Source organism: Paenibacillus sp. CMM36 (genome assembly GCF_053570945.1).
This window is the reverse complement of record NZ_JBSEDY010000027.1, coordinates 1-20,380: the sequence shown is the minus strand read 5'-3', so window position 1 is coordinate 20,380 and position 20,380 is coordinate 1. Positions and strand designations below refer to the sequence as shown.

The window sequence follows — 20,380 nt, the reverse complement described above, 5'->3', positions numbered from 1 at the left end:
GAAGCAAATTGCAAGTTAAAGATGGGTATCGTCATAATTTCCAGGAATATCCCCCTAAACAAGACGGCACACGTAAAAAGACGGGGTCCCCCCCGTCTTCGACTGTACCCGCTTCGGGAGAACCCCCCAAAGTTGTTGCACAAGAGCTTATGCCCTCCATGTATCGTATGTGTCCACATCCACTTTGACACGACAAGCAGGCCTATTTACTTAAAAAAGGGGCAGGTTTCCCATGCCGCAGCTGACGCTTGCTCATACTATACCTCAGCATGGCTCATCGGAGGGGGACCGTCTCAAATGGACTATCCGGATTTTTTGCAGCGTTTGCATGAGGGTATTTCGGAGCCGTCCGGCAGTGGACGGAACAAACAGATTATCACGTTCGATAAGCCTCACCAATACCGGGAATGCCTGTCCTATCTCAGGAAGCTGAAACCCGAGCTTGCGGGATTACGGCAAGTACAACCGGCCAGACTAATCCGTGCTTTAATCGCTCCGCTTTCAGGGGGAGACAGGCTGGGCAAATATCACAACGGTGTTACCGTTGAAGAAGATACCCGCATGAAGGTTCACGCTGAAACTGCTCATATACCAAAAGCAGAGAAGAACCTTTCCATGCCATGGGGAGTCAAACAGGTACGTGCATACAAGGCTTGGCCTTCCTCGACAGGGAATCGGGTCAGAATCGGTGTGATCGACACAGGAGCGGATTTTCAACATCCTGATCTTCGCCATTCTCTCGCCAGAGGTATTAATTTGCTTAACCGAACCATGCTACCCTATGACGATAATGGCCATGGTACTCATATTGCTGGAACTATCGCGGCGTCCAACTATGACGAAGGTATGGTGGGCGTAGCACCACGAGCTTTAATTCATCCCGTAAAAGCATTTGATCATAATGGAGCCGCCTACGTCTCCGATATCATTCTTGGTATCGACTGGTGTGTATTAAATCGTGTCGATATCATCAATATGAGCTTTGGTATGAAGTCGCGCAGCAAGGCATTACTTGATATGGTGAATAAGGCATATCATAACGGCATCGTCGTTGTAGCGTCCTCAGGAAACGAGGGCAAGCGCCGAAGTATTGACTACCCCGCCCGCTATTCCCAGACGATCTCAGTGGGGGCTACTGACAAATACAGACGCATTGCACCTTTCAGCAACCGAGGGCAATTTGTAGACGTGTACGCACCTGGCGAAAAGATCACATCCTCCTGGATCCATGGCAAGCATCACGAAATGAGTGGTACCTCTATGGCTACTTCCCATGTGACCGGAAGCATCGCACTTCTCCTTTCACTGAGGCCGGAACTGGGGCCTGGAGAAATCAAGGCGTTGCTTAAGCGTACCGCCACACCACTACGCCTGCGCAAAAGCGCTGGACGTAGCTCTATCTCGACCAAACTTGGCGAAGTCGATGCCTTCCGGTTGATGCAGGAGGGCACAAAGTGAATGATGATGTGATGCTAAACCTCTAGTGTATCGCCTGGCTCCAGAGAGTGAACTTTTCTGGAAGGACCTTCACATCCACTATTTTCTTCTCTTATCAACTCATCTCGTACCAGGTCAGTCTGCAGCTTCGGCGCATGAACGAGTACAACCTGTTTGCTAGGCAGCTCCTTCAGCATTTGCCGCACATCTGATAATCCCTGATGCACCTTATAAATCAAATGCCGAGCTACACAGCTGTTATTTTGATCCACACGTTCCAACAGATATTTGCCAAAAGAACCATGTGGAGCATGCCCGGTCAATATAACACTGTTGCTGATTCTTTCTCCGCTATCATTACCCTCCCCCATGTTGCGGTTATCCGATAGATACTGATAGTACCAGCGCGCCTGTGGGGAATCCATCATGCCGTCTCTTGTTATGATAATAGCCGTTGGGTTCTGTTCCAGCAGACTCACTCGTTCCGCAGCATCACGAGGCACGAAGACCCTGTCACTGTTTAGCACATGTTTTATTCGCGCTAGAGCTTCCGGACGCAGCCATTCTTTCCAGCGGTTTAACTGTTTCAATCCCTGCCATATGTCGTGCTCTACAATCATTGCCTGTTCAGGGAATTGCTCACTAGCCCATACGATCATGTCCTGTCCTCTGCCAAAGGCAGGCACCGGCAACAACACATGGCCACCAGACCATAGTATCCGCTCCATCTCGACCCTCAGCCGCTCCAGCTTAACAGGCTGCGGGTCTATATCCATGCCATACGCATTGTCCATAATGGATATGTCCGCTAGATTGGGCTCTGACTTCCATTCAGGCAGGTCATGCGGCCCCTCCCCAACACCCAAGTCTGGCGCATCGGCTGCAAGAAGCTCAGATTCGCGGCTGTAATCTCCAGAAAAAAACAACCGCTTCCCTTCCATTTCTACCACATACCATACTGCACCAGCCAAATGTCCACTGCGTCCCCACATAATTCTCATACCCGGACAAGCCTCAACCCACTCTCCTGCTGGCGCCTCATCTTCGAGATAGCGATAAGCAATGGATTGGATGTTCTGTTCGTCGTATGGCAGTTCTGCTCCTCTTGATTCAACATAAGTATGCCAGGAGCGAAAATAGGAGCCTAACTGCTCAGCAGTGGCCTTGGTCGTCCAGACCTCCCCCTGGTATCCATACTTGTACAGTAGGGGGAGTGCCATGGAATGATCCTCATGTGCATGAGACAGCAATACAGTGGTCAGTCTCTCCGCCTCCTGCGGTGGGAAAACCGGGTATTGTCCGGTTCCTTCCTTTTTCACGCCACAATCCAGCATGACGCGATGCTGTTTTCCTTCAAAAACATAGCAGGAACGGCCATGTTCGCCCGCCCCTCCCCAAATCCTAAGCTTGGTCATGATTATTTCCACTTTCTTCGCGAGTTTAAGCTTTCCATTAAGATCAGTAGCAACGTGGTCATTCCGACCGATATGACAGCCATCGCCATCCCAAGCGACACCTGTCCCTGTTCAAATTGTGCAAATATGTAGGTTGCTGACGTCTGAACGGATGGTGGCAAAATCAGTAATGATCCTACCAATTCGCGTGAAGCAATGGTAAATGTCATCATCCAACCAGCGAGCATTCCCGGTACAATCAGCGGCAGTACAATCCGGCGGAATATATAAGACGGTCGCCCGCCAAATACCTGCCCCGCCTGAAAAAGGCCAGCGTCCACCTGTGTAAAGGCGCTTTTGACATACTGCACCGTATAAGGAACAAACAAGATAACATACGTCAGAATGACCATACCGTATGTGTTATACAACGGGATCGGCATCCATGGTGAGTTCCACCACAAAATCAGGCCCACCACCATAACAATTCCCGGCACCGTATTCGGAAGCAAACTAAATGCATCAACCGTCCGTTGGATTCTTGTGCGTGAGCCGCCAATGACAAGTGCAAACCAAGTGCCCAGCACCACAGCAAGCGTCGATGCGCCCAAAGAGAGAAATACGCTGTTCAGGAGCGCCTCCATACTCTCTGATCCCCAAGACAGCAGTTCCTTGTAAGAGTCGAGCGTCAAATTATCCCAGGCAAGTCCCATTCCCCTCAGCTTCATCGTCGAGGCTGAAAGAATTGAAAAATAAGGAATGCCAATGGACGCAATGAGCAACAATAGAATGAATGCAACACTCAGCCCCGTAGTCCAACCGGATATACGAAGACGGGACGGACGCGAACCTTTACCACCTACCAGCCTATACGTAAACTTCCGGTTGATCACCGACTGCGCATACCACATGAGCAGGCAGGCGGTTAACAGCACCGAGGCCATCGAGGTCGCTTTGCTAAAATCTATGGGCCAGCTAGAAATGTATTTGTGGATTTCTGAAGTCATGACCTCATACCCGATACGTCGCCCAAAGGTAGCGGGGGTGCCAAACTCGGCAATCGTTTTAACGAAAATGAGCAGCGCGCCCATTCCGTAAGTTGAAAGCAGCAGCGGTAAAATGATTCGACGGAATCTGTACAGAAAGCCGCCGCCCATTACGGCACCCGCCTCCTCCAGACTCCCGCCAATCCTCACCAGCGCCCCGCGCAGCAGCAGGTACAGGAATGGAAATAGATGTAGGCTCATGATCATCACCATGCCACCAAGGCTAAAGAAGGATGGCGTTAAGAAATACAGGTCCGGGAACAACTGCTCCAGATATCCGTTTTTTTGCATAAACAGAATCCAGCCCATGGACCCGATATAGGGCGGGGTCATAAACGGAATTAGCAGCACGACATCCAACCAGCGCCAGTGCGCAAGACGAGTGTTGGACATGATCCAGGCTAGCGGAAGTGCAAGTACCGTTGTTCCTGCAATCACACAGATACCTAGCCAAATCGAGCTGAATAGCACTCCCGCAAATGGTGAAGCAGCTAACGTTCGAAAAGGTGCATCCCACTGAAATTCTTCATCAACATACACACTTTGGATAAAGATTTGCAGCAACGGCATCACAATCAAGAAAAGAAGCGCGATCAGAGCCAGCGTCAGACACCACGCTCTGATGTGTTTAACGGATAAGCCTCTCATCGGCTTATTTGAACATTTGCGTGAACTTCTCTGTCACGTCTGATCCATGTTCGCCCATCCATTCCCAATTGGTCTTCAGCAATGGGATCTCGTCCAGATTGGCACGCTTGTCAGCTTTGATATCCGTGCGGCCCGGGAGTAAGGAGGCATCCGCTACTAGTTTCTGTGCGTCGTCCGACAACAGATAGTCAATAAATGCCTTGGCATTCTGCTCATGCTGCGTTGACCTGAGAATTGCAGCAGGACGTGGGCTGATGACGGTTCCCTCTGTTGGATAGACGATGTCAATCGGCTCGCCTTTGGCTTTAGCCTTGTAGGTCATGTAATCGACTGCAGCAACGACTATACCTTTAGCTCCGGTAATCACGGGGTCCAGCGCTTCCTGATTGGCACCAGCCATAGCAACACCGTTAGCCTTGTACTGCTCGAACAACGTCCAGCCTCCATCGCCCTTGGCGCTCAGATAGCCTGTCATAAAATCCAACGCTGAGCCGGACAGGGATGGATCGGGAATATTAACCTGATCCTTGTACTCAGGCTTCGCTAAATCGGCCCATGAAGTTGGTGGTGTTTTCACCAGCTTTGTGTTATACGCAATGCCCAGAGCAGAAGCACTGGTACTGAAGTAGTTGCCCTCCTTATCGGACCAGTCTGGATTTAGCTTGTCCGCGTTTTTGGCATCCGGGTAAGGCAGTGTTAGTCCTTCCTTTTTCAAGCCTTGTACAGACGGAAGCGATGCCAGCACAACCACGTCCGCTACCGGATTTGTCTTCTCGGCTTCCATACGGGCCAAAATTTTTCCTGTCGTTCCCTGGAACAACTCTACCTTCACTCCGCTCTGCGCCTCATATCCTGCTATCAGCTTTTTCGCCAGTCCATCCGGGCCTGCGCTGTAGACCACCAACTTCTGATCGGTGGATGCCGCCTCCGCTTGTCCTGCTGATCCATTAGCTGGCGCCCCATCCTTGGTTGGCGTTGCTGTTCCGCAACCCGCCACAGCGAGTCCAAAAGTCAAGGTTAATGCGAGCATCGTCCCTTTTTTCCATCCTGTACGAAAAACATGCCTATTCATCATCTTATATACCCCTTTTCCCTATGCTTCAAGTTGGTGGATGTGTTGCGGTGATACCCAAATGTTCATTTGTTGACCTATGGGCAAGCGGATGGAATGATATGCAGTCCATTGCTCGCCGCTCTCGGCTAGTATACGAATTTCATAACGATCGCCGACATAGCTGACATGCAGGATCTCTACTGTAAAAGCGTGCTGATCCGCTTGCTCCTGTTCCCAACGGACATGTTCAGGACGAAATAGTGTCCGTTCCAACTCCAGCCAGTTGGATTTGCCGATAAACCTCGCCACCTCTGGATGAGCTGGGCAACCGTAGATCACCTCTGGTGTTCCGGTCTGCAAAATATGTCCACTTTTCATAACAACCACTTCATCAGACATGGACATGGCCTCGATCTGATCATGGGTGACATATAGGGCGGTCAGCCCCAGATCGCGCACAAGCGACAACATCTCAATGCGCATCTCCTCCCGTAGCACCGCATCCAGCGCACTGAGAGGCTCGTCGAACAACACCAGTCGAGGCCGGATAGCAACCGCTCTTGCGAAGGCAACCCGCTGCTGCTGACCACCGGACAGCTGATGAGGATACCGATCCTCCATCCCTGACAATCTGACCATGTCGAGCGCCTCCAGCACCACTGTCCGCAGTTCCTTGTCTCGGGCGCTGGCAAACCCTTTCCCCCGCTTGCCCGCACGCAGGCCGAAGGCCACATTTTCAAACACCGTCATATGCGGCCACAGAGCGAAATCCTGAAAGACCATACCAAAGTGGCGGAGATGGGCGGGAATATCCTTTTTGCGTTCAGCCGAAAAAAGAATTTCCTCTCCCATCGTGATTGTGCCGGTATCCGGTGTCTCCAGACCAGCAATCAAGCGCAAGAGCGTTGTTTTCCCACAGCCGGACGGTCCGAGCAGTGTTGTGAATTTGCCCCGGCGTACGACCAGATTCGTCTCATGCAGCGCTGTTATTTGGCTGAAGGTCTTACTTAATCCGTGAATATACAGATCCTGATTCATCGCATTACCTGCCTGTTCTTCTGACTGACCCCAGTGTAAAACTTGAATTCGCAAGCTGTGTTATTGGAAAGTTAAAACAAAATTAATTATTTCAATGAATTGTGTTAACACTCATAGATTTAATCTATATAGAGGGGATTGATGCTGCTACCCCTACAAATAGGCATGATTGTTCGATTAACCTGAAAGCGAGGCATTCTAAGTGAATTTAAGTCTTCTAAAGTTACATATTGTAGAACTGCTGAATAAGCACCATAAAATTACCACGGTCGCCGAGCTTCTTGGCCTAAAGCAACCCACTGTTACTTTTCATATGAAAAATCTGGAGCGTGAATTCGGCGTAAAGCTGTTTGACACACGCATGGGCAAAATCATCCTGACGGATGCTGGAAATGCGCTACTGCACTATGCCAGCAAAATTAATGCACTGGCTGCCGAAGCTGAGCGAGTCGTCCGCGAGTTCGATACGCTCCAGCGGGGAAGCATACGTATTGGCGCAAGCTATGTACCCGCTACCTACTTGCTTCCTGCTGTGTTGCACCGCTTTGCCCGTGAGCATCCGGGCATTCACATCGCCTTGTCTGTGAAAACTGCGCCCGTGATCAAGGACATGCTCGCTCGTCACGAAATTGATCTTGGCATCATTTCGGCAGAGCCGTTTCAATCCCCAACGCTACTCTCAGAATCCTTGGGCGAAGATGAACTGATGCTCATCTGCTCACCCACTCATCCGCTCGCCAACGAAACCGATTTGACACCCGAGCTTATCGCTTCTTCCTCCTTCGTATTACATGGCAAGGATTCCAGCACACGCCACGTGACCGACAAATGGCTGGAGCGTGGGAGTCGGCGACTTCCCTCCTATCTGGAGTTGGATTCACTGGAAGCCATCAAACAGGCGGTTATGCTGGGAGAACACATCTCCTTTGTCTCTCGCATTGCCGTTCAGTCAGAGGTTGAGCGGGGCTTACTGGTTGTAAGACCTATTCCGGGGCAGTCTGTTGAGCGGTATATTTATATGGTCAGCAACAAAGACCGCCATCGCTCGGCGCTCATTCACAGATTCACCGAATATTTATCATGGAACCAAGATTAAATCTTACCTGTCATATAGAAATTATGTCTTTTTTTTTACCGGAGTACCCTCTTGCTTTGACATACGACTGACAATACACCCGTAAAGTGTAGCGTGTAACCTATTCGGACGAACAGGAGAGGATGAAATGAAAACAGGCCTTCGTATCACCCAATTGATGTCGGTAGTAACTCTGAGTGCAGTACTGCTCGTAACAGGATGGAAAGGAGCAGAACCGGTACAAGCTGCCGCCAATGCCACACCAAGCTATGAGGTGAAGCTACTACTGGATACGGCTCAGGTGCTCAATGCGGATGGCTCATTAAAAAGTGGCATCGTGAACGAGTTTCAAATTAGCGACGATGCACAACGATTGAGCGTCGAGTATTTTGATACAAATTCATTGCAATTAAATGACGAGGGCTGGAACGTGAGGTTTCGCAAAAAAGAGGACAAAAAAAAATTATGAATTAACCTACAAAAAGCGCTATACGGTCACAAATGGAAATATCGACGCGGCGCTCACCCAAGCGAATAAAGAAGGGTTCAGCGCATCTGATGATAATTATGAGGCTGAGGTGGATTGGGGATACAGCAAGCAAACACTAAGTTTTTCCAATGATAAAAAAACAAACGCCTCCAAAGGATTGGCTCTGCCTTCCCCAGATCAAGCATTAAAGCAACTACAGGATAATCTTCCGGGCAAGCTGCAAAACTGGAAATCCAGCAACTGGGGCAAGAAAACTCTGGCAGACTCCAGAGTACGCGGTCCGGTACAGGTCAGCAAATATGAAGGTAGCTTTCAGGGACTGGATACCGACGTTGAAATATGGCCTATTCGCAGCGCAAACGGATCAGGTACAGAAAATATTATCGAAATCTCCTTCAAAACCTCGGATTACAGTGTTGCCGCCAGCAACCGCACCAAGCTGATGAACCTGTTGCAATCCAAAGGATGGCTGGTTCCCGCCGATTCCCTGAAAACGAATTTGGTACTGGAACGCTACTAAGCTAATCCAACATAAAAAGGAACCGAGGCGCCAACCTGTTGAGAGTGGCGCCTCGGTTCCTTTTATTATTATTTATATGACTACAAGGTCATGATGTTAAAGTTGCTTGCTTACATACGTTCCGGTGCAGACACGCCCACCAGCTTCAGTACGTTGGCAATGGTCGTGCGCACCGCACCAAACAACGCCAAGCGTGCCTGCGTTTGAGCGGCATCCTCTGTAATGACGCGCTCTGCCTTATAGTAGCTGTGGAACAATGAAGCCAGCTCGTAGACATAGCGAATCATACGGTGTGGTGCAAAGTTTGCAGCCGCCACCGATACTTCCTCCGGCAGCTCGCCGATTTTGCGGAGCAAATCGTATTCATGCTCAGCCGTCAGCTTGGACAAGTCAACTTCCGCCAACGGCAGCACAGCAATCCCCTGCTCTTCAGCTTGACGATATACGCTGCATGCACGTGCGTGCGCATATTGTACGTAGAATACTGGATTCTCATTGGAAGTGGAAATCGCCAAATCCATGTCAAAATCCAGGTGCGAATCCATGCTGCGCATAGTGAAGAAGTAACGGATCGCGTCTACACCCACTTCTTCCATCAGATCTTCCATCGTCACGGCCTTGCCAGTACGTTTGGACATTTTTACTTTTTCCCCATTTTGGAACAAGCTGACCATTTGGGCAATCAACACTTTAAGCTTATCCGGGTCATTACCCAGTGCTTCCATTGCTGCCTTCATCCGTGGAATATAGCCATGGTGATCCGCTCCCCAAATGTTGATGATCGTGTCATACCCACGAGCATATTTATCGCGATGGTAAGCGATATCCGGGGTCAGGTACGTATATGTACCGTCATTTTTGATCAAGACACGGTCTTTATCGTCGCCGTACTTGGTCGTATTCAGCCATGTAGCTCCGTCCTTCTCGTAAATCTCTTCACGGTCACGCAGCTCATTCAGCGCTTTAAGCACTTCACCATTTTCATACAGCGACGTTTCGCTGAACCAGGAGTCAAAAGGTACACGGAACAGCTCCAGATCACGCTTAATCTTGTTTAGTTCCTTTTCCAGACCGTAGTCACGGAAATAAGCAGCACGATCTCCCGGTTCCATGGACAACAGAGAATCGCCCTTTTCGGCCACCAGTTCCTTGGCAAACCCGATGATATCCTCACCATGGTAACCATCCTCCGGCATCTCCGCAGGCTGTCCCAGCTCCTGCAAATAACGCGCTTCAATAGAGCGGCTCATGTTGTAAATCTGGTTGCCCGCATCATTAATGTAGTATTCACGAGTTACTTTGTATCCGGCAAAATCAAGCACGTTGCAAAGAGCATCCCCTACGGCTGCACCACGTGCATGACCTAAGTGAAGGCTACCTGTCGGATTGGCGCTGACAAACTCGATTTGTACCTTTTTGCCTGCACCTTCCTGTATACGCCCGTAATCTGCCCCCTGCTCCTGCACTTGTCCAATGACTGCGTACAGGTAGCTCTTGTTCAGGCGGAAGTTAATAAAACCCGGTCCAGCGATTTCCGCACTTTCAATAGAAGCGGAAGCTAAATCCATATTCGCGATTAAGTCTTCAGCGATTTGCCGTGGGTTCTTCTTCGCAATGCGGGTGAGCTGCATCGCAACGTTGGTAGCCAAATCACCGTGTGACTTGTCCTTGGGCACCTCCAGCGTAATGGTCGGCAGCTCTTCGCGGCTCACGATTCCGGCAGCCAGCACCGCCGCCTCGATTGCTAAAGTCACCTTTTGATTAATAAGTTCCAGTGGATTGCTTGTCATGATTATTGCTCCTCCTGTATATGCAAACTGATGGCAAAATGCCCCGAGAAATCCTCAAATACGTACAGATCATAGGTCCAGCTCACATGTCCGCTGAATCCATCCATCCGAATATCAAGCTTCTGCGTATGCGCAGACATGTTCAGGTTTAAATAAGGCGAGCGGTAAAATCCAGGCAACCTGCGTCCCAGCGCAAACGACTGCTCTGATTGTACCTCACCGTGACGAATCAGCTTTAGCTCATCCGGTCCGATCTTGACTGTGTTCCGTGTCGTACCGCCCTCAGGACTTTCTTGCGGCTCATCGTACCTTATATATAGATGCTTCCCACGCACAATCGCTTCTCCGGGAAGTTCCTGTACCACATCTTCTCCGTCATGATGACTATGAAGACGGATTCGGACCTTTGCATTATGTGGCATGTATTCAAACTCCATTCTATTGCTATCCTACTGTACTACTATATCCAGTTCCCGATTGCAATTCAAATGAGTTTTTACAAAAAGATGCTTTCATCCAAAAAATTTAGCTACCTTAAGTCAGCTCCATCAGATGCTTGGCTAAAACTTTCAATGAATCGAGAGGCTAGAGAAGACATGTATTTATCCTTCATCCAGACAGCCGCCACACGTGTATGCAATTCTTCACACATAATTTCCTTAACGATTAACTGGTTATTGCTTCCGAGTGACAACGCAGACCGCGAAATCATACCGATCCCCAGCCCTTCATTAGCCCAATGAAGCGTGGTGCGAGCATCATCGTTTTTGCAAAAGAAATTTGGCTCAAAGCCATGCTTTATACAGGTATCGTGGATCAATTGTTCAAAGCGGCGATATACGATGAGCGGCCTGTTTTTCAAGCCAGACAACGGGATGGTCTTCTGTTCGGGGTTCCAGTCATGTTCTTCTGTCATCACTGCGATCATCGGTTCGGAGGACGCATATCTGCACCCTAAATCAGTGGTATTAAAAGGGGTTCTGACGATACCGACCTCGACAATTCCTTTGTTCAAAAGATCGAGAATCCTAAAGGTATTTCCCTCATGAATTTCAAATTTTACACCCGCATAGGTTTTATGAAATTCGGAAAGCCTGTCTTTCATTAGGGCTGCGCCGGAAGAGGAGACCGTTCCAATGGTAAGCGTACCCTTCATCCCCAAGGCAAAATCGTTAATTTCTCTCGTTGTGGCATCTGTCAGCTCCAGAATCTGCTTGGCCCTATTCTGTAAAATGATGCCGGCCTCCGTCAACTGGATGCTTCGCGAGCCTCGATGCACGAGCTTTACACCAAGCTCTTCCTCCAGTTGCATGAGCTGCTGACTTAAGGGAGGCTGTGCGATTTGCAGCTTTTTGGCTGCCGCTGTAATCTGTCCGGCCTCTGCGATCGCCAAAAAATACTTGAGATGTCTCAATTCCATCATTATGGCCCTCCGGTACTGATATATGTAAAACCTATACCTCTAATATATATTAAATATTATTCATATGGTTGGGGATATGACATAATCAAATTCAGATATGCTATTGCGGCATGAGGCTATATACATTATTTAGGTTAGGTGATGGTTTATTTGCTGAAATTTGCTGTTTTTTTGAAACCCTATAAAAAGGAAACGATTCTTGGGCCTCTATTTAAACTGATTGAGGCCATCTTGGAACTATTGCTGCCCACTATGGTTGCCTTAATGATCAATCATGGTGTAGGTAAAGGAGACACCCATTATGTTTGGCAGATGGGTCTTTTGATGTTACTCATGACTATACTGGGCTTTGGCAGTTCATTAGTGTGTCAGTTTTACGCAGCCCGTGCCTCCCAAGGATTCGGGACTACGCTGCGCAATACGATGTTTAAACATATTTCATCGTTTTCTTATGCTGATCTCGATAAGTTCGGTACGCCCTCGCTCATCAACCGGATTACGAATGATGTCAATCAACTCCAAACGGCTGTAGCGATGCTGATTCGTCTGGTCATTCGTGCTCCTTTTATTTGTATCGGGGCTATTATCATGTCCATGATCCTGGATTTCCGCCTGGCTTTGGTGCTGTTGGCGGCTACACCGGTTCTAGCTTTGATCCTGTATGTGGTCATTACGAAGGCTTCACCACTGTATCGTCGGTATCAAAAAAAAACTCGATAAAATCGCTCTGGTACTTAGCGAAAATCTTACAGGCGTACGGGTCATACGCGCATTTGCCAAAAGAGGCGCTGAGCGAGTTAAATTCAAGGCCGCTTCGGATGACCTGACTCAGACCGCTATTCGTGTCGGACGTATTTCTGCTTTGCTAAGCCCTGCCACCTTGCTGGTGGTAAACGGAGCTATTATTGCAATCCTGTGGATCGGCGGCATCCATATCCAATATGGATCACTTACACAAGGGGAGATTATTGCCTTTATTAATTACATTACGCAAATTTTATTAGCTCTGATTGTGGTGACCAATTTAATTATTTTGTTCACCAAGGCTGCCACTTCAGCAGCGCGGATTCAGGAGGTCCTAGACACGCAAGCTTCGATTTCCGACACTGCTGCTACTTCTACATCTATAGACAGGGAGGGAACAAGTGGGCATGGCGCTGTACCAGCCATCTCTTTTGATCATGTTTCCTTTGGATACAATAAGACAGGACAACTGGCACTTAGTGATGTAGTCGTAAACATCTATCCCGGTGAGACGGTCGGCATCATCGGAGGGACAGGTTCGGGGAAATCCACTTTTGTGAATCTCATTCCCCGTTTCTATGATGCGGTAGAGGGTCGTGTGCAGGTTGACGGCATCGACGTTCGGCAGTATAAGCTTGAGCAATTGCGGCAGAAAATCGGTATTGTTCCTCAGAAGGCGCTGCTGTTCACTGGGACGATAGCGGATAATATCCGTTGGGGACATGAACACGCCACCGACGAGGAAGTCGCTCAAGCCGCAGCAATCGCGCAAGCGGATGAATTTATTTCTAACTTGCCGGAAAAATTCGATGCCCCGATCACCCGAGGAGGACTTAATCTATCGGGAGGACAAAAACAGCGACTTACCATTGCCAGAGCTATTGTAGGCAATCCGGAAATTCTGATTTTGGACGATTCCTCAAGCGCACTTGATTTTGCAACTGACGCCGCCCTCCGGAAATCGCTACGGGAAAAAAGCACCCGCATGACTGTCCTACTGGTCTCGCAACGAGTAAGCAGCGTACAGCATGCTGATAAAATCATTGTATTTGATGAAGGCCGGATTGTCGGAATCGGCACACATGATCAGTTGATGAGCAGCTCGGAGGTATATCAGGAAATTAATCGCTCCCAGCTCTCAACGCAGGAGGTGGACCAATGAGTGGCAAGGAAACCTGGAGAAGATTGTTAACCTATGTCGGTCAATATAAAACAACAACATTTTGGGTCATCGTCAGTGCGATTCTCAGCGTGCTTGCCAGTCTGATCGGACCCTACATGATTGGTCAAGCTATCGACCACATGGTGGATAAGGGAGCAGTGAATTTTAAAGGTATTGCACAGATTCTAGCTGGATTAGGCATTGTATATGTTGTAGGCAGTCTGTTTAGCTGGCTACTCACGTATTTGACGAACCGTATTGCTTTTCAGACCGTAAATGATATGCGGCGGGAGTTATTTGATCATTTTAATATCCTTCCGTTAAGCTTTCATGACACTCATCCGCAAGGAGACAGCATTAGCCGTTTCGTGAACGATATGGATGCTGTGTCGGATGGATTGCTGCAAGGATTTTCCACCTTGATTACCGGGATTATTACGATTATAGGCTCCATTGTACTCATGCTGTATATCAGTCCGATCATGACGTTGGTCGTATTGGTGTCTGCCCCGATCACATACGGTGTGGCACGGTTCATTACGACAAGGTCACAGCGTATGTTCCGCGAACAGGCCAAAATTTTAGGAAGCCTGAACGGTTACGTGGAAGAAATGATCGGCGGGCAACGGGTAGTTACTGCTTTTCATTATGAAAACCGCTCGCTTGAGGAATTTTCCGCCAGAAACGAACAATTGTATCAAGCCGGGGTGAAATCACAGTTTTACGGATCATTGTCCAACCCCTCCACCCGATTGGTGAACAACATGACTTTTTCAGTCACCGCCATGATTGGTTGTATCTCCATCATTTTGGGTGGGATCTCGGTAGGTGGATTGTCGAGCTTTCTGATTTATACCAATTTGTTCGCCAAGCCCTTTAATGAAATTACGGGTGTTCTCACCCAGTTCCAGGCAGCCACGGCTTCTGCTCAGCGCATATTTGCGATTTTGGACTCACCGCCAGAGCAGCCGGAAAAATCGAACGCCGTACAGCTGGAGCGCAGCAAAGGCACGATTCTTTTTGATCATGTCAAATTCTCCTATAACCCGGAACGTACGCTCATTACGAACTTTAGTTTAGAAGTTAAGCCAGGCACTCGTGTGGCCATTGTCGGGCAGACCGGAGCTGGCAAAACCACACTCGTCAATCTGCTCATGCGGTTTTACGATGTGGACAGCGGCTCGATATCCATCGACGGGGTGAATATCAACGACATGAGCCGGGACAGCCTGCGGACTAACTTTGGTATGGTGCTTCAAGATACATGGCTGTTCAGCGGAACCATTCGGGACAATATCGCTTACGGGAAGCCGGAAGCCACGGACGAAGAAGTCATCGCGGCTGCAACAGCTGCCAATGCGCATAGCTTCATCAAGCGACTGCCTCATGGCTACGATACGGTCATCAGCGGGTCAGGCGACAGCCTGTCGCAAGGCCAAAAACAGCTGCTTACCATCGCGAGGGTAATCCTCGTCGATCCACCTATGCTGATCCTGGATGAAGCGACCAGTAGCATAGACACTCTGACAGAAGCGCGTATCCAAAAAGCATTTATGAAAATGATTGCCGGACGCACCAGCTTTGTCATCGCCCACAGACTATCGACCATCCGCGAAGCGGATTTGATTCTATACATGAAAAACGGCGATGTCGTCGAAAGTGGTACCCATGAGGGGCTGCTTGCCAGCGGCGGCCATTATGCCTCGCTCTATAACAGCCAGTTTACTACGGCTTAAAAGGCTGACCGGATACGGTCGCATCAGTAAGGTCAACGTTCTTAAAAAAAGGTCGGTTGCTTTTTAAGCAATTGGCTTTTTTATTTTTCTTTGATAAATCCCCCCCTATATTATATAATAAAACGAGAACAAACGTTTCCGTTTCATCTAAACCTTATGGTTTGTATAGCCAACATCATGCATGGGTTTCAGTTGGGAGGCTGAATATGGATATTAATGAATTTCAAAAGTGGGTCAAGCAATATTATCAGGAGAGGAACTGGTCTGATTTAGATATCTTCGTCCGAATTGGTTTCTTGGCAGAGGAAACCGGGGAGGTTGCGAGAGCTATTCGCGCCCTGGAGATCGGCAGAGACCGGCCTGATGAGATCGATGGTTCATTCGAGGAGAACAGGGAGCATTTAACTGAAGAACTTGGAGACGTACTGGGTAATCTCATCGTGATCGCCAACAAGTATGACATCACCTTGGAGGATATATTTCGAACACACCAGCAAAAACTTGCAAAAAGATATACATAAAGGAGAATCTCATATGAAAAGCATTGCTGTTTTTTGCGGTTCCAGTAATGGAGCGTCTGAGATTTATCGAGAGCATGCTGTTGCTCTGGGCAAGGCACTTGCCGAACAGGAAATAAGCCTGATTTATGGAGGAGCAAGTGTTGGTTTAATGGGTGCAGTGGCTGACGCGGCACTTCATGCAGGAGGTCACGTCATCGGTGTACTCCCTCACTTTTTGCAAAGCCGTGAAATTGCACATAATGGCCTGAGCGAATTAATCATTGTTGATTCCATGCACGAACGAAAATCTAAAATGGCAGAGATTGCGGACGGATTCATTGTTTTACCAGGTGGCCCAGGTACAATGGAAGAATACTTTGAAATTTTCACATGGGCGCAATTAGGCTTGCATGAAAAGCCATGCGGTCTTTTAAATATTAACCATTATTACGATCCTCTTATTTCCTTGTTTAATCGTATGGTTGAGGAACAATTTATGCAGGAAAAATATCGTGCGTTGGTAATTACGGATACTACTTCGCAAGGAATCCTACAGCAATTTACAAATTACACTCCTCCTGCCGTCAAAACATATCTCACGAGCAAACGGACCTGACATTAGGAATGGCACGTATTGCTCAACAGACATACCATTTAATTTAATATGATATGAAAGGAACACCACCGTCAACGTTATTCCAGTGGTGTTCCTGTAAAATTGAACTCATCCAATGAATGCTGTCACGCCTAACGGGAACCCCAATTTTAAATCCCAGCGCCCGTAGCGGTTGGTTGGTCCATTTGCTCACTTTCCTGAAAATCCCTGCGGTAGAACCAGCCGATCAGAACAGCAACGGTAGTCATGGCCGCAGCCAACAAATACACCTGCACCATACCGAAACGGTCTGCATACCAGCCCATGAATAACAAAGACAGACCAAAAGCGAGATTTGTAAGCACATCAATTCCCGCCATCACTTTGGGCAGCTGGGCTGCCGGTGCACTGGTTTGCAGCAAGGTGCGGCGAATGATACCAGCCATCTGAACAGGTAAGCCTGATACAGCAAAAAGAATAAGCGCAGCAGCGGGGATGGTATTCAGCGCAAATACAATGGTAATCAGTACATACACCAGCAATGCTCCGAGCATGTACAAAAAGCTGTTCTTTTGCAATCGCTTGACCAAGCCAACGACAATCAATCCACCCAAAATCGTGCCCGAAAAAAAGGACGCATTCATAAAGCCCCACCAGCTCGCATCCCGATGCAGCACTTGGCTGACGTACGCCAGAATAAATACCCCAAGCCAGGAGACTCCCCCGATACTATCCACGCTATCGACGATCATCAGAGAACGAATACGACGGTTGTGCCAAATGATTGTCCAGCCTTCCCCAAGCTCTTTCCAATGGGAGCCTTTTTCCTTTGCCTTTGCAGGCTCTACTGCATTTGTCGAGGAATCCGAAGCTTCAAGACTTAATTCCTTCTGATCCAGCGGATCACGAATAAAGGACGTGACAGTTACAGCCACGAGATAACAACAGGATGCAATCACAAGCGTATTCAGGGAACCCAGCCAAGCCACAATAATTCCGCTCAGCGCCCAGCCTGCACACCTGACCACCTGATCACTGACCGCCACCATGCCGTTGGCACGCATTAGCCCTTCACCCGTAGCCAAACGGGGTACAAGCGCATTACGCGCAGGATTGGTCCAGCCATCCAGAAAAGACATACCGAACACCATCACAAAAATAAATAGAAACGACCTCTGCTCAGGTACGATCCACAAATAAAGCAGCAGTAGCGTAAAAATGACAAACTGACCAAACTGGGAAAATAGCAACACGCGTGTTAGCCGAAATCGGCCGAGGACGATTGGTGCAACGAGCCCACTAAGCACTTGGGCAGACAATCGGAACAGCGGGATTAGAATAGTCGTCATTAAGGAATTACTTGAGCTGAACACCAATACCACTACACTCAACATGTAGATGATATCTGCTACGTTGGAGATCGTCTGGGACCCCCACAGGTAATAAAAAGAGCGTCTGATCAAAAAAGTTTCCCCCTCTTTGGTACATCGCCGATTTATGTATTTCCATAACCAAACCGTCTCTGTTGACATTACAAATCTGTTAAATGTCTGGTTTTTTGTATATTCTATACACACCCTTAAATTTCCTTCTTTTATCTTAAAAGGAAATTCAGTGTCCAGTATGCATCATGGCCATTTTTAAATCTTATTCAAGACAAAAAAGCGCCTATAGCGCTCCTTTCCGCCCAAAAACAGGCAATAAAGACCACTAAGACGCTTTTTCTTAAAATGTTTACTTCGTTAAATCCTCTACAAACTTAGGTAGTACAAACGCCGCTTTGTGCAAACGCGGACTATAATATCGGGTGTCCATCTCTGGAATTCGGTTTTCGTCTACTTCGAGCGGATCATACTTCTTACTACCCAACGTGAATGTCCATAGACCACTCGGATAGGTTGGAATGTTCGCACCATATACACGCACAATCGGGAAAATTTCCTTCACATCTTTGTTAACCTTCTGAATCAGATCTGCCTTGAACCAAGGATTATCCGTTTGTGCAACGAAAATACCGTCTTCCTTCAATGCTTCAAAAATACCTTGGTAAAACCCGCGCTCGAACAGCGGGGCTGCCGGACCTACGGGCTCCGTCGAATCGACCATAATGACGTCGTATTCATTTTTGTGTTCAATAATGTGCATGTATCCGTCATTGACCAGCACTTCTACATTAGGCTCGTCCAGCTTTCCTGCGATTTCAGGCAAATATTTCTTGGAATATTCTATCACCTTACCGTCGATCTCCACCAATACAGCCTTTTCCACTTCAGGGTGCTTGATGACCTCACGAATAACGCCGCCATCGCCACCGCCCACAACCAAAACCTTTTTCGGATTGGGATGTGTATTCAAAGCTGGATGTGCTACCATTTCGTGATACACAAATTCATCCTTAACCGTTGTCATCACCATGCCATCCAGAACAAGCATATTGCCGAATTCCTCTGTCTCGATCATAGCCAGATCCTGAAAATCTGTTTTCTCAGAGACGTAGGTTTGTTTGATTTTTGCTGTAATACCGAAAGAGGGAGTCTGCTTCTCCGTAAACCACAAGTCCATCATTCCAACCTTCTTTCTGATCAAAGTATGTGTCCGGCAATCCGGTAGCATAAACGTTGACTTTCCTTATATCAGTAACACGCAAACGCCAAGTTTGCTATATTTATTGTACCAAACACATTGGAATTTCACACTTTTTGCATTATAAGTGATACCTGAATGAGCTGCTAAAGCAATTTGGAGATTTAATCTTGTTTAAAATAGACACGTATGTGTATCTGATGAATAGACGCTTTCGGATTGACTATACTGAGAACATCAACTATGGAAGGAGGTGGCATGATGACCGATACGACCGGACGATCCCCCAAGCGTAAACCGCTTTGGCTTCGATTGTTTCAAGGACTGATGTCTCTCACGATCCTGACGGTCATCGCCGCCTGCATCCTGCTCGCCTATTTGTACACGACCAGCCTTCCGCTCGCGGATACGGATCGGAATTCACGTCTGCTCGATAGTCAGGGGAAAGTCATCGCCACTTTCTCTGCTGGAGGCAAAGAATCCATTCCGGTCCAGCTTGATCACATTTCACCCGATTTGATTGCAGCTACCCTGGCTGTGGAAGATCGGAAGTTTTACGATCATTTTGGCTTTGATTTCAAAGGTCTGGGCCGGGCGGTAATCGTTAATCTGACCCACTGGGATATGTCGCAAGGGGCCAGCACGCTGACTCAGCAGCTTGCACGCAATCTATACTTATCTCATGAGAAAACGTGGACGCGCAAGGCCAAGGAGGCCATCTATACTGCACAGCTTGAAATGAAGTACACCAAAAATGAGCTGCTACAAATGTATTTGAACGAAATTTACTATGGTCACGGCGCCTATGGCATTGAAGCAGCTTCGCAAATGTATTTCGGTAAATCCGCAAAGGATCTGGACTTGGCCGAAAGCGCCCTGTTAGCAGGTATTCCGAAAGGGCCGACCTACTATTCACCGTATAATCATATGAAAAATGCAAAGGATCGGCAGAAAATTGTTCTGGACTCCATGGCGCTTATCGGCAAAATTACACCGGCTGAAGCCACCAAGGCCTATGAGGAAATGTTAGCCCTGCGGCCCGAGAGCCAGCGTCGGACAGTGGAAACCGCTCCCTGGTTCCGCGATTACGTCCGCCAGTTGGTGACACATCAGCTCGGGATTAGCGAAGGGGTGCTTGAGCATGG

Annotated in this window: 15 protein-coding genes and 2 pseudogenes; 8 read left to right on the top strand and 9 right to left on the bottom strand. The window is 48.2% G+C overall.

Annotated elements, in window-relative coordinates; translation table 11 throughout:
- Window positions 1-297: 297 nt before the first annotated feature.
- Window positions 298-1,458, top strand: coding sequence for a S8 family peptidase (locus tag ACWA2B_RS26720; protein WP_029514895.1), 1,161 nt, complete (start codon window positions 298-300; stop codon window positions 1,456-1,458).
- 14 nt (window positions 1,459-1,472) lie between these two features.
- Here ACWA2B_RS26720 and ACWA2B_RS26715 read toward each other — a convergent pair whose 3' ends face one another.
- Genes ACWA2B_RS26715 through ACWA2B_RS26700 form a run of 4 tightly spaced genes read right to left on the bottom strand, consistent with a single transcriptional unit; the run spans window position 1,473 to window position 6,617 of the window.
- The gene (locus ACWA2B_RS26715) at window positions 1,473-2,858 is read right to left on the bottom strand and encodes an MBL fold metallo-hydrolase (RefSeq protein ID WP_209950357.1); all 1,386 of its coding nucleotides are present in this window, start codon (window positions 2,856-2,858) and stop codon (window positions 1,473-1,475) included.
- Window positions 2,855-4,525: an ABC transporter permease gene (locus ACWA2B_RS26710; RefSeq protein WP_449292811.1), complete on the bottom strand. Its 1,671-nt coding sequence runs from the start codon at window positions 4,523-4,525 to the stop codon at window positions 2,855-2,857. Before ACWA2B_RS26710 ends, ACWA2B_RS26715 begins: the two co-directional genes overlap by 4 nt.
- Before the next feature lie 4 nt (window positions 4,526-4,529).
- Entirely contained in the window at window positions 4,530-5,600 is a 1,071-nt protein-coding gene (locus ACWA2B_RS26705; RefSeq protein WP_069011479.1) for an ABC transporter substrate-binding protein, read from the bottom strand.
- An 18-nt stretch (window positions 5,601-5,618) separates the two neighbouring features.
- Complete coding sequence (locus tag ACWA2B_RS26700) at window positions 5,619-6,617, bottom strand: ABC transporter ATP-binding protein (RefSeq protein ID WP_341040373.1); 999 nt, start codon at window positions 6,615-6,617, stop codon at window positions 5,619-5,621.
- Between the two features lie 202 nt (window positions 6,618-6,819).
- Here ACWA2B_RS26700 and ACWA2B_RS26695 point away from each other — a divergent pair, with 202 nt between their 5' ends.
- Together ACWA2B_RS26695 and ACWA2B_RS26690 are read left to right on the top strand one after the other, a co-directional pair.
- Window positions 6,820-7,713, top strand: a complete 894-nt coding sequence (locus ACWA2B_RS26695; RefSeq protein WP_029514902.1) for a LysR family transcriptional regulator — start codon at window positions 6,820-6,822, stop codon at window positions 7,711-7,713.
- Window positions 7,714-7,840: 127 nt separating this feature from the next.
- Window positions 7,841-8,702: pseudogene (locus ACWA2B_RS26690) on the top strand (hypothetical protein).
- Window positions 8,703-8,812: 110 nt separating this feature from the next.
- On the opposite strand, the gene argS reads toward ACWA2B_RS26690, so the two are convergent.
- The 3 genes from argS to ACWA2B_RS26675 all read right to left on the bottom strand — a co-directional run bounded on the left by argS (window position 8,813) and on the right by ACWA2B_RS26675 (window position 11,912).
- On the bottom strand, window positions 8,813-10,492 hold the full coding sequence (gene argS, locus ACWA2B_RS26685) for an arginine--tRNA ligase (RefSeq protein WP_069011482.1): 1,680 nt from the start codon (window positions 10,490-10,492) through the stop codon (window positions 8,813-8,815).
- A 2-nt stretch (window positions 10,493-10,494) separates the two neighbouring features.
- Window positions 10,495-10,929, bottom strand: a complete 435-nt coding sequence (locus ACWA2B_RS26680) for a DUF1934 domain-containing protein (RefSeq protein ID WP_080658551.1) — start codon at window positions 10,927-10,929, stop codon at window positions 10,495-10,497.
- Between the two features lie 92 nt (window positions 10,930-11,021).
- On the bottom strand, window positions 11,022-11,912 hold the full coding sequence (locus tag ACWA2B_RS26675; RefSeq protein ID WP_209950358.1) for a LysR family transcriptional regulator: 891 nt from the start codon (window positions 11,910-11,912) through the stop codon (window positions 11,022-11,024).
- A 153-nt stretch (window positions 11,913-12,065) separates the two neighbouring features.
- On the opposite strand from ACWA2B_RS26675, the pseudogene ACWA2B_RS26670 reads away from it, so the two are divergent.
- From ACWA2B_RS26670 to ACWA2B_RS26655, 4 genes and pseudogenes are all read left to right on the top strand, one after another.
- Window positions 12,066-13,821 (top strand): annotated as a pseudogene (locus ACWA2B_RS26670) (ABC transporter ATP-binding protein).
- A complete protein-coding gene (locus tag ACWA2B_RS26665) occupies window positions 13,818-15,557 on the top strand; it encodes an ABC transporter ATP-binding protein (RefSeq protein ID WP_209950348.1) in 1,740 nt (579 codons plus the stop codon). The pseudogene ACWA2B_RS26670 and the gene ACWA2B_RS26665 overlap by 4 nt, the downstream one beginning before the upstream one ends.
- Before the next feature lie 206 nt (window positions 15,558-15,763).
- Window positions 15,764-16,078 carry a MazG nucleotide pyrophosphohydrolase domain-containing protein gene (locus tag ACWA2B_RS26660; protein ID WP_029514913.1) on the top strand — a complete coding sequence of 105 codons (315 nt, stop codon included), beginning with the start codon at window positions 15,764-15,766 and terminating at the stop codon, window positions 16,076-16,078.
- 13 nt (window positions 16,079-16,091) lie between these two features.
- Entirely contained in the window at window positions 16,092-16,673 is a 582-nt protein-coding gene (locus ACWA2B_RS26655; RefSeq protein WP_029514915.1) for an LOG family protein, read from the top strand.
- A 149-nt stretch (window positions 16,674-16,822) separates the two neighbouring features.
- Here the strand turns inward: ACWA2B_RS26655 and ACWA2B_RS26650 are convergent, their stop codons facing one another.
- Together ACWA2B_RS26650 and speE are read right to left on the bottom strand one after the other, a co-directional pair.
- A complete protein-coding gene (locus ACWA2B_RS26650; RefSeq protein ID WP_029514918.1) occupies window positions 16,823-18,115 on the bottom strand; it encodes an MFS transporter in 1,293 nt (430 codons plus the stop codon).
- 271 nt (window positions 18,116-18,386) lie between these two features.
- The gene (gene speE / locus ACWA2B_RS26645) at window positions 18,387-19,214 is read right to left on the bottom strand and encodes a polyamine aminopropyltransferase (RefSeq protein ID WP_029514919.1); all 828 of its coding nucleotides are present in this window, start codon (window positions 19,212-19,214) and stop codon (window positions 18,387-18,389) included.
- Window positions 19,215-19,496: 282 nt separating this feature from the next.
- Here speE and ACWA2B_RS26640 point away from each other — a divergent pair.
- Window positions 19,497-20,380, top strand: an 884-nt coding sequence (locus tag ACWA2B_RS26640) for a transglycosylase domain-containing protein (RefSeq protein ID WP_449292810.1), incomplete at its 3' end; no start/stop codon positions are given.

Coding starts and splice junctions, on each gene's coding strand:
- ACWA2B_RS26710 (WP_449292811.1), bottom strand. CDS start 4,525: ATGAGAGGCTTATCCGTTAAACACATCAGAGCGTGGTGTCTGACGCTG.
- ACWA2B_RS26660 (WP_029514913.1), top strand. CDS start 15,764: ATGGATATTAATGAATTTCAAAAGTGGGTCAAGCAATATTATCAGGAG.
- ACWA2B_RS26720 (WP_029514895.1), top strand. CDS start 298: ATGGACTATCCGGATTTTTTGCAGCGTTTGCATGAGGGTATTTCGGAG.
- ACWA2B_RS26705 (WP_069011479.1), bottom strand. CDS start 5,600: ATGATGAATAGGCATGTTTTTCGTACAGGATGGAAAAAAGGGACGATG.
- ACWA2B_RS26680 (WP_080658551.1), bottom strand. CDS start 10,929: ATGGAGTTTGAATACATGCCACATAATGCAAAGGTCCGAATCCGTCTT.
- ACWA2B_RS26675 (WP_209950358.1), bottom strand. CDS start 11,912: ATGGAATTGAGACATCTCAAGTATTTTTTGGCGATCGCAGAGGCCGGA.
- argS (WP_069011482.1), bottom strand. CDS start 10,492: ATGACAAGCAATCCACTGGAACTTATTAATCAAAAGGTGACTTTAGCA.
- ACWA2B_RS26655 (WP_029514915.1), top strand. CDS start 16,092: ATGAAAAGCATTGCTGTTTTTTGCGGTTCCAGTAATGGAGCGTCTGAG.
- speE (WP_029514919.1), bottom strand. CDS start 19,214: ATGGACTTGTGGTTTACGGAGAAGCAGACTCCCTCTTTCGGTATTACA.
- ACWA2B_RS26665 (WP_209950348.1), top strand. CDS start 13,818: ATGAGTGGCAAGGAAACCTGGAGAAGATTGTTAACCTATGTCGGTCAA.
- ACWA2B_RS26700 (WP_341040373.1), bottom strand. CDS start 6,617: ATGAATCAGGATCTGTATATTCACGGATTAAGTAAGACCTTCAGCCAA.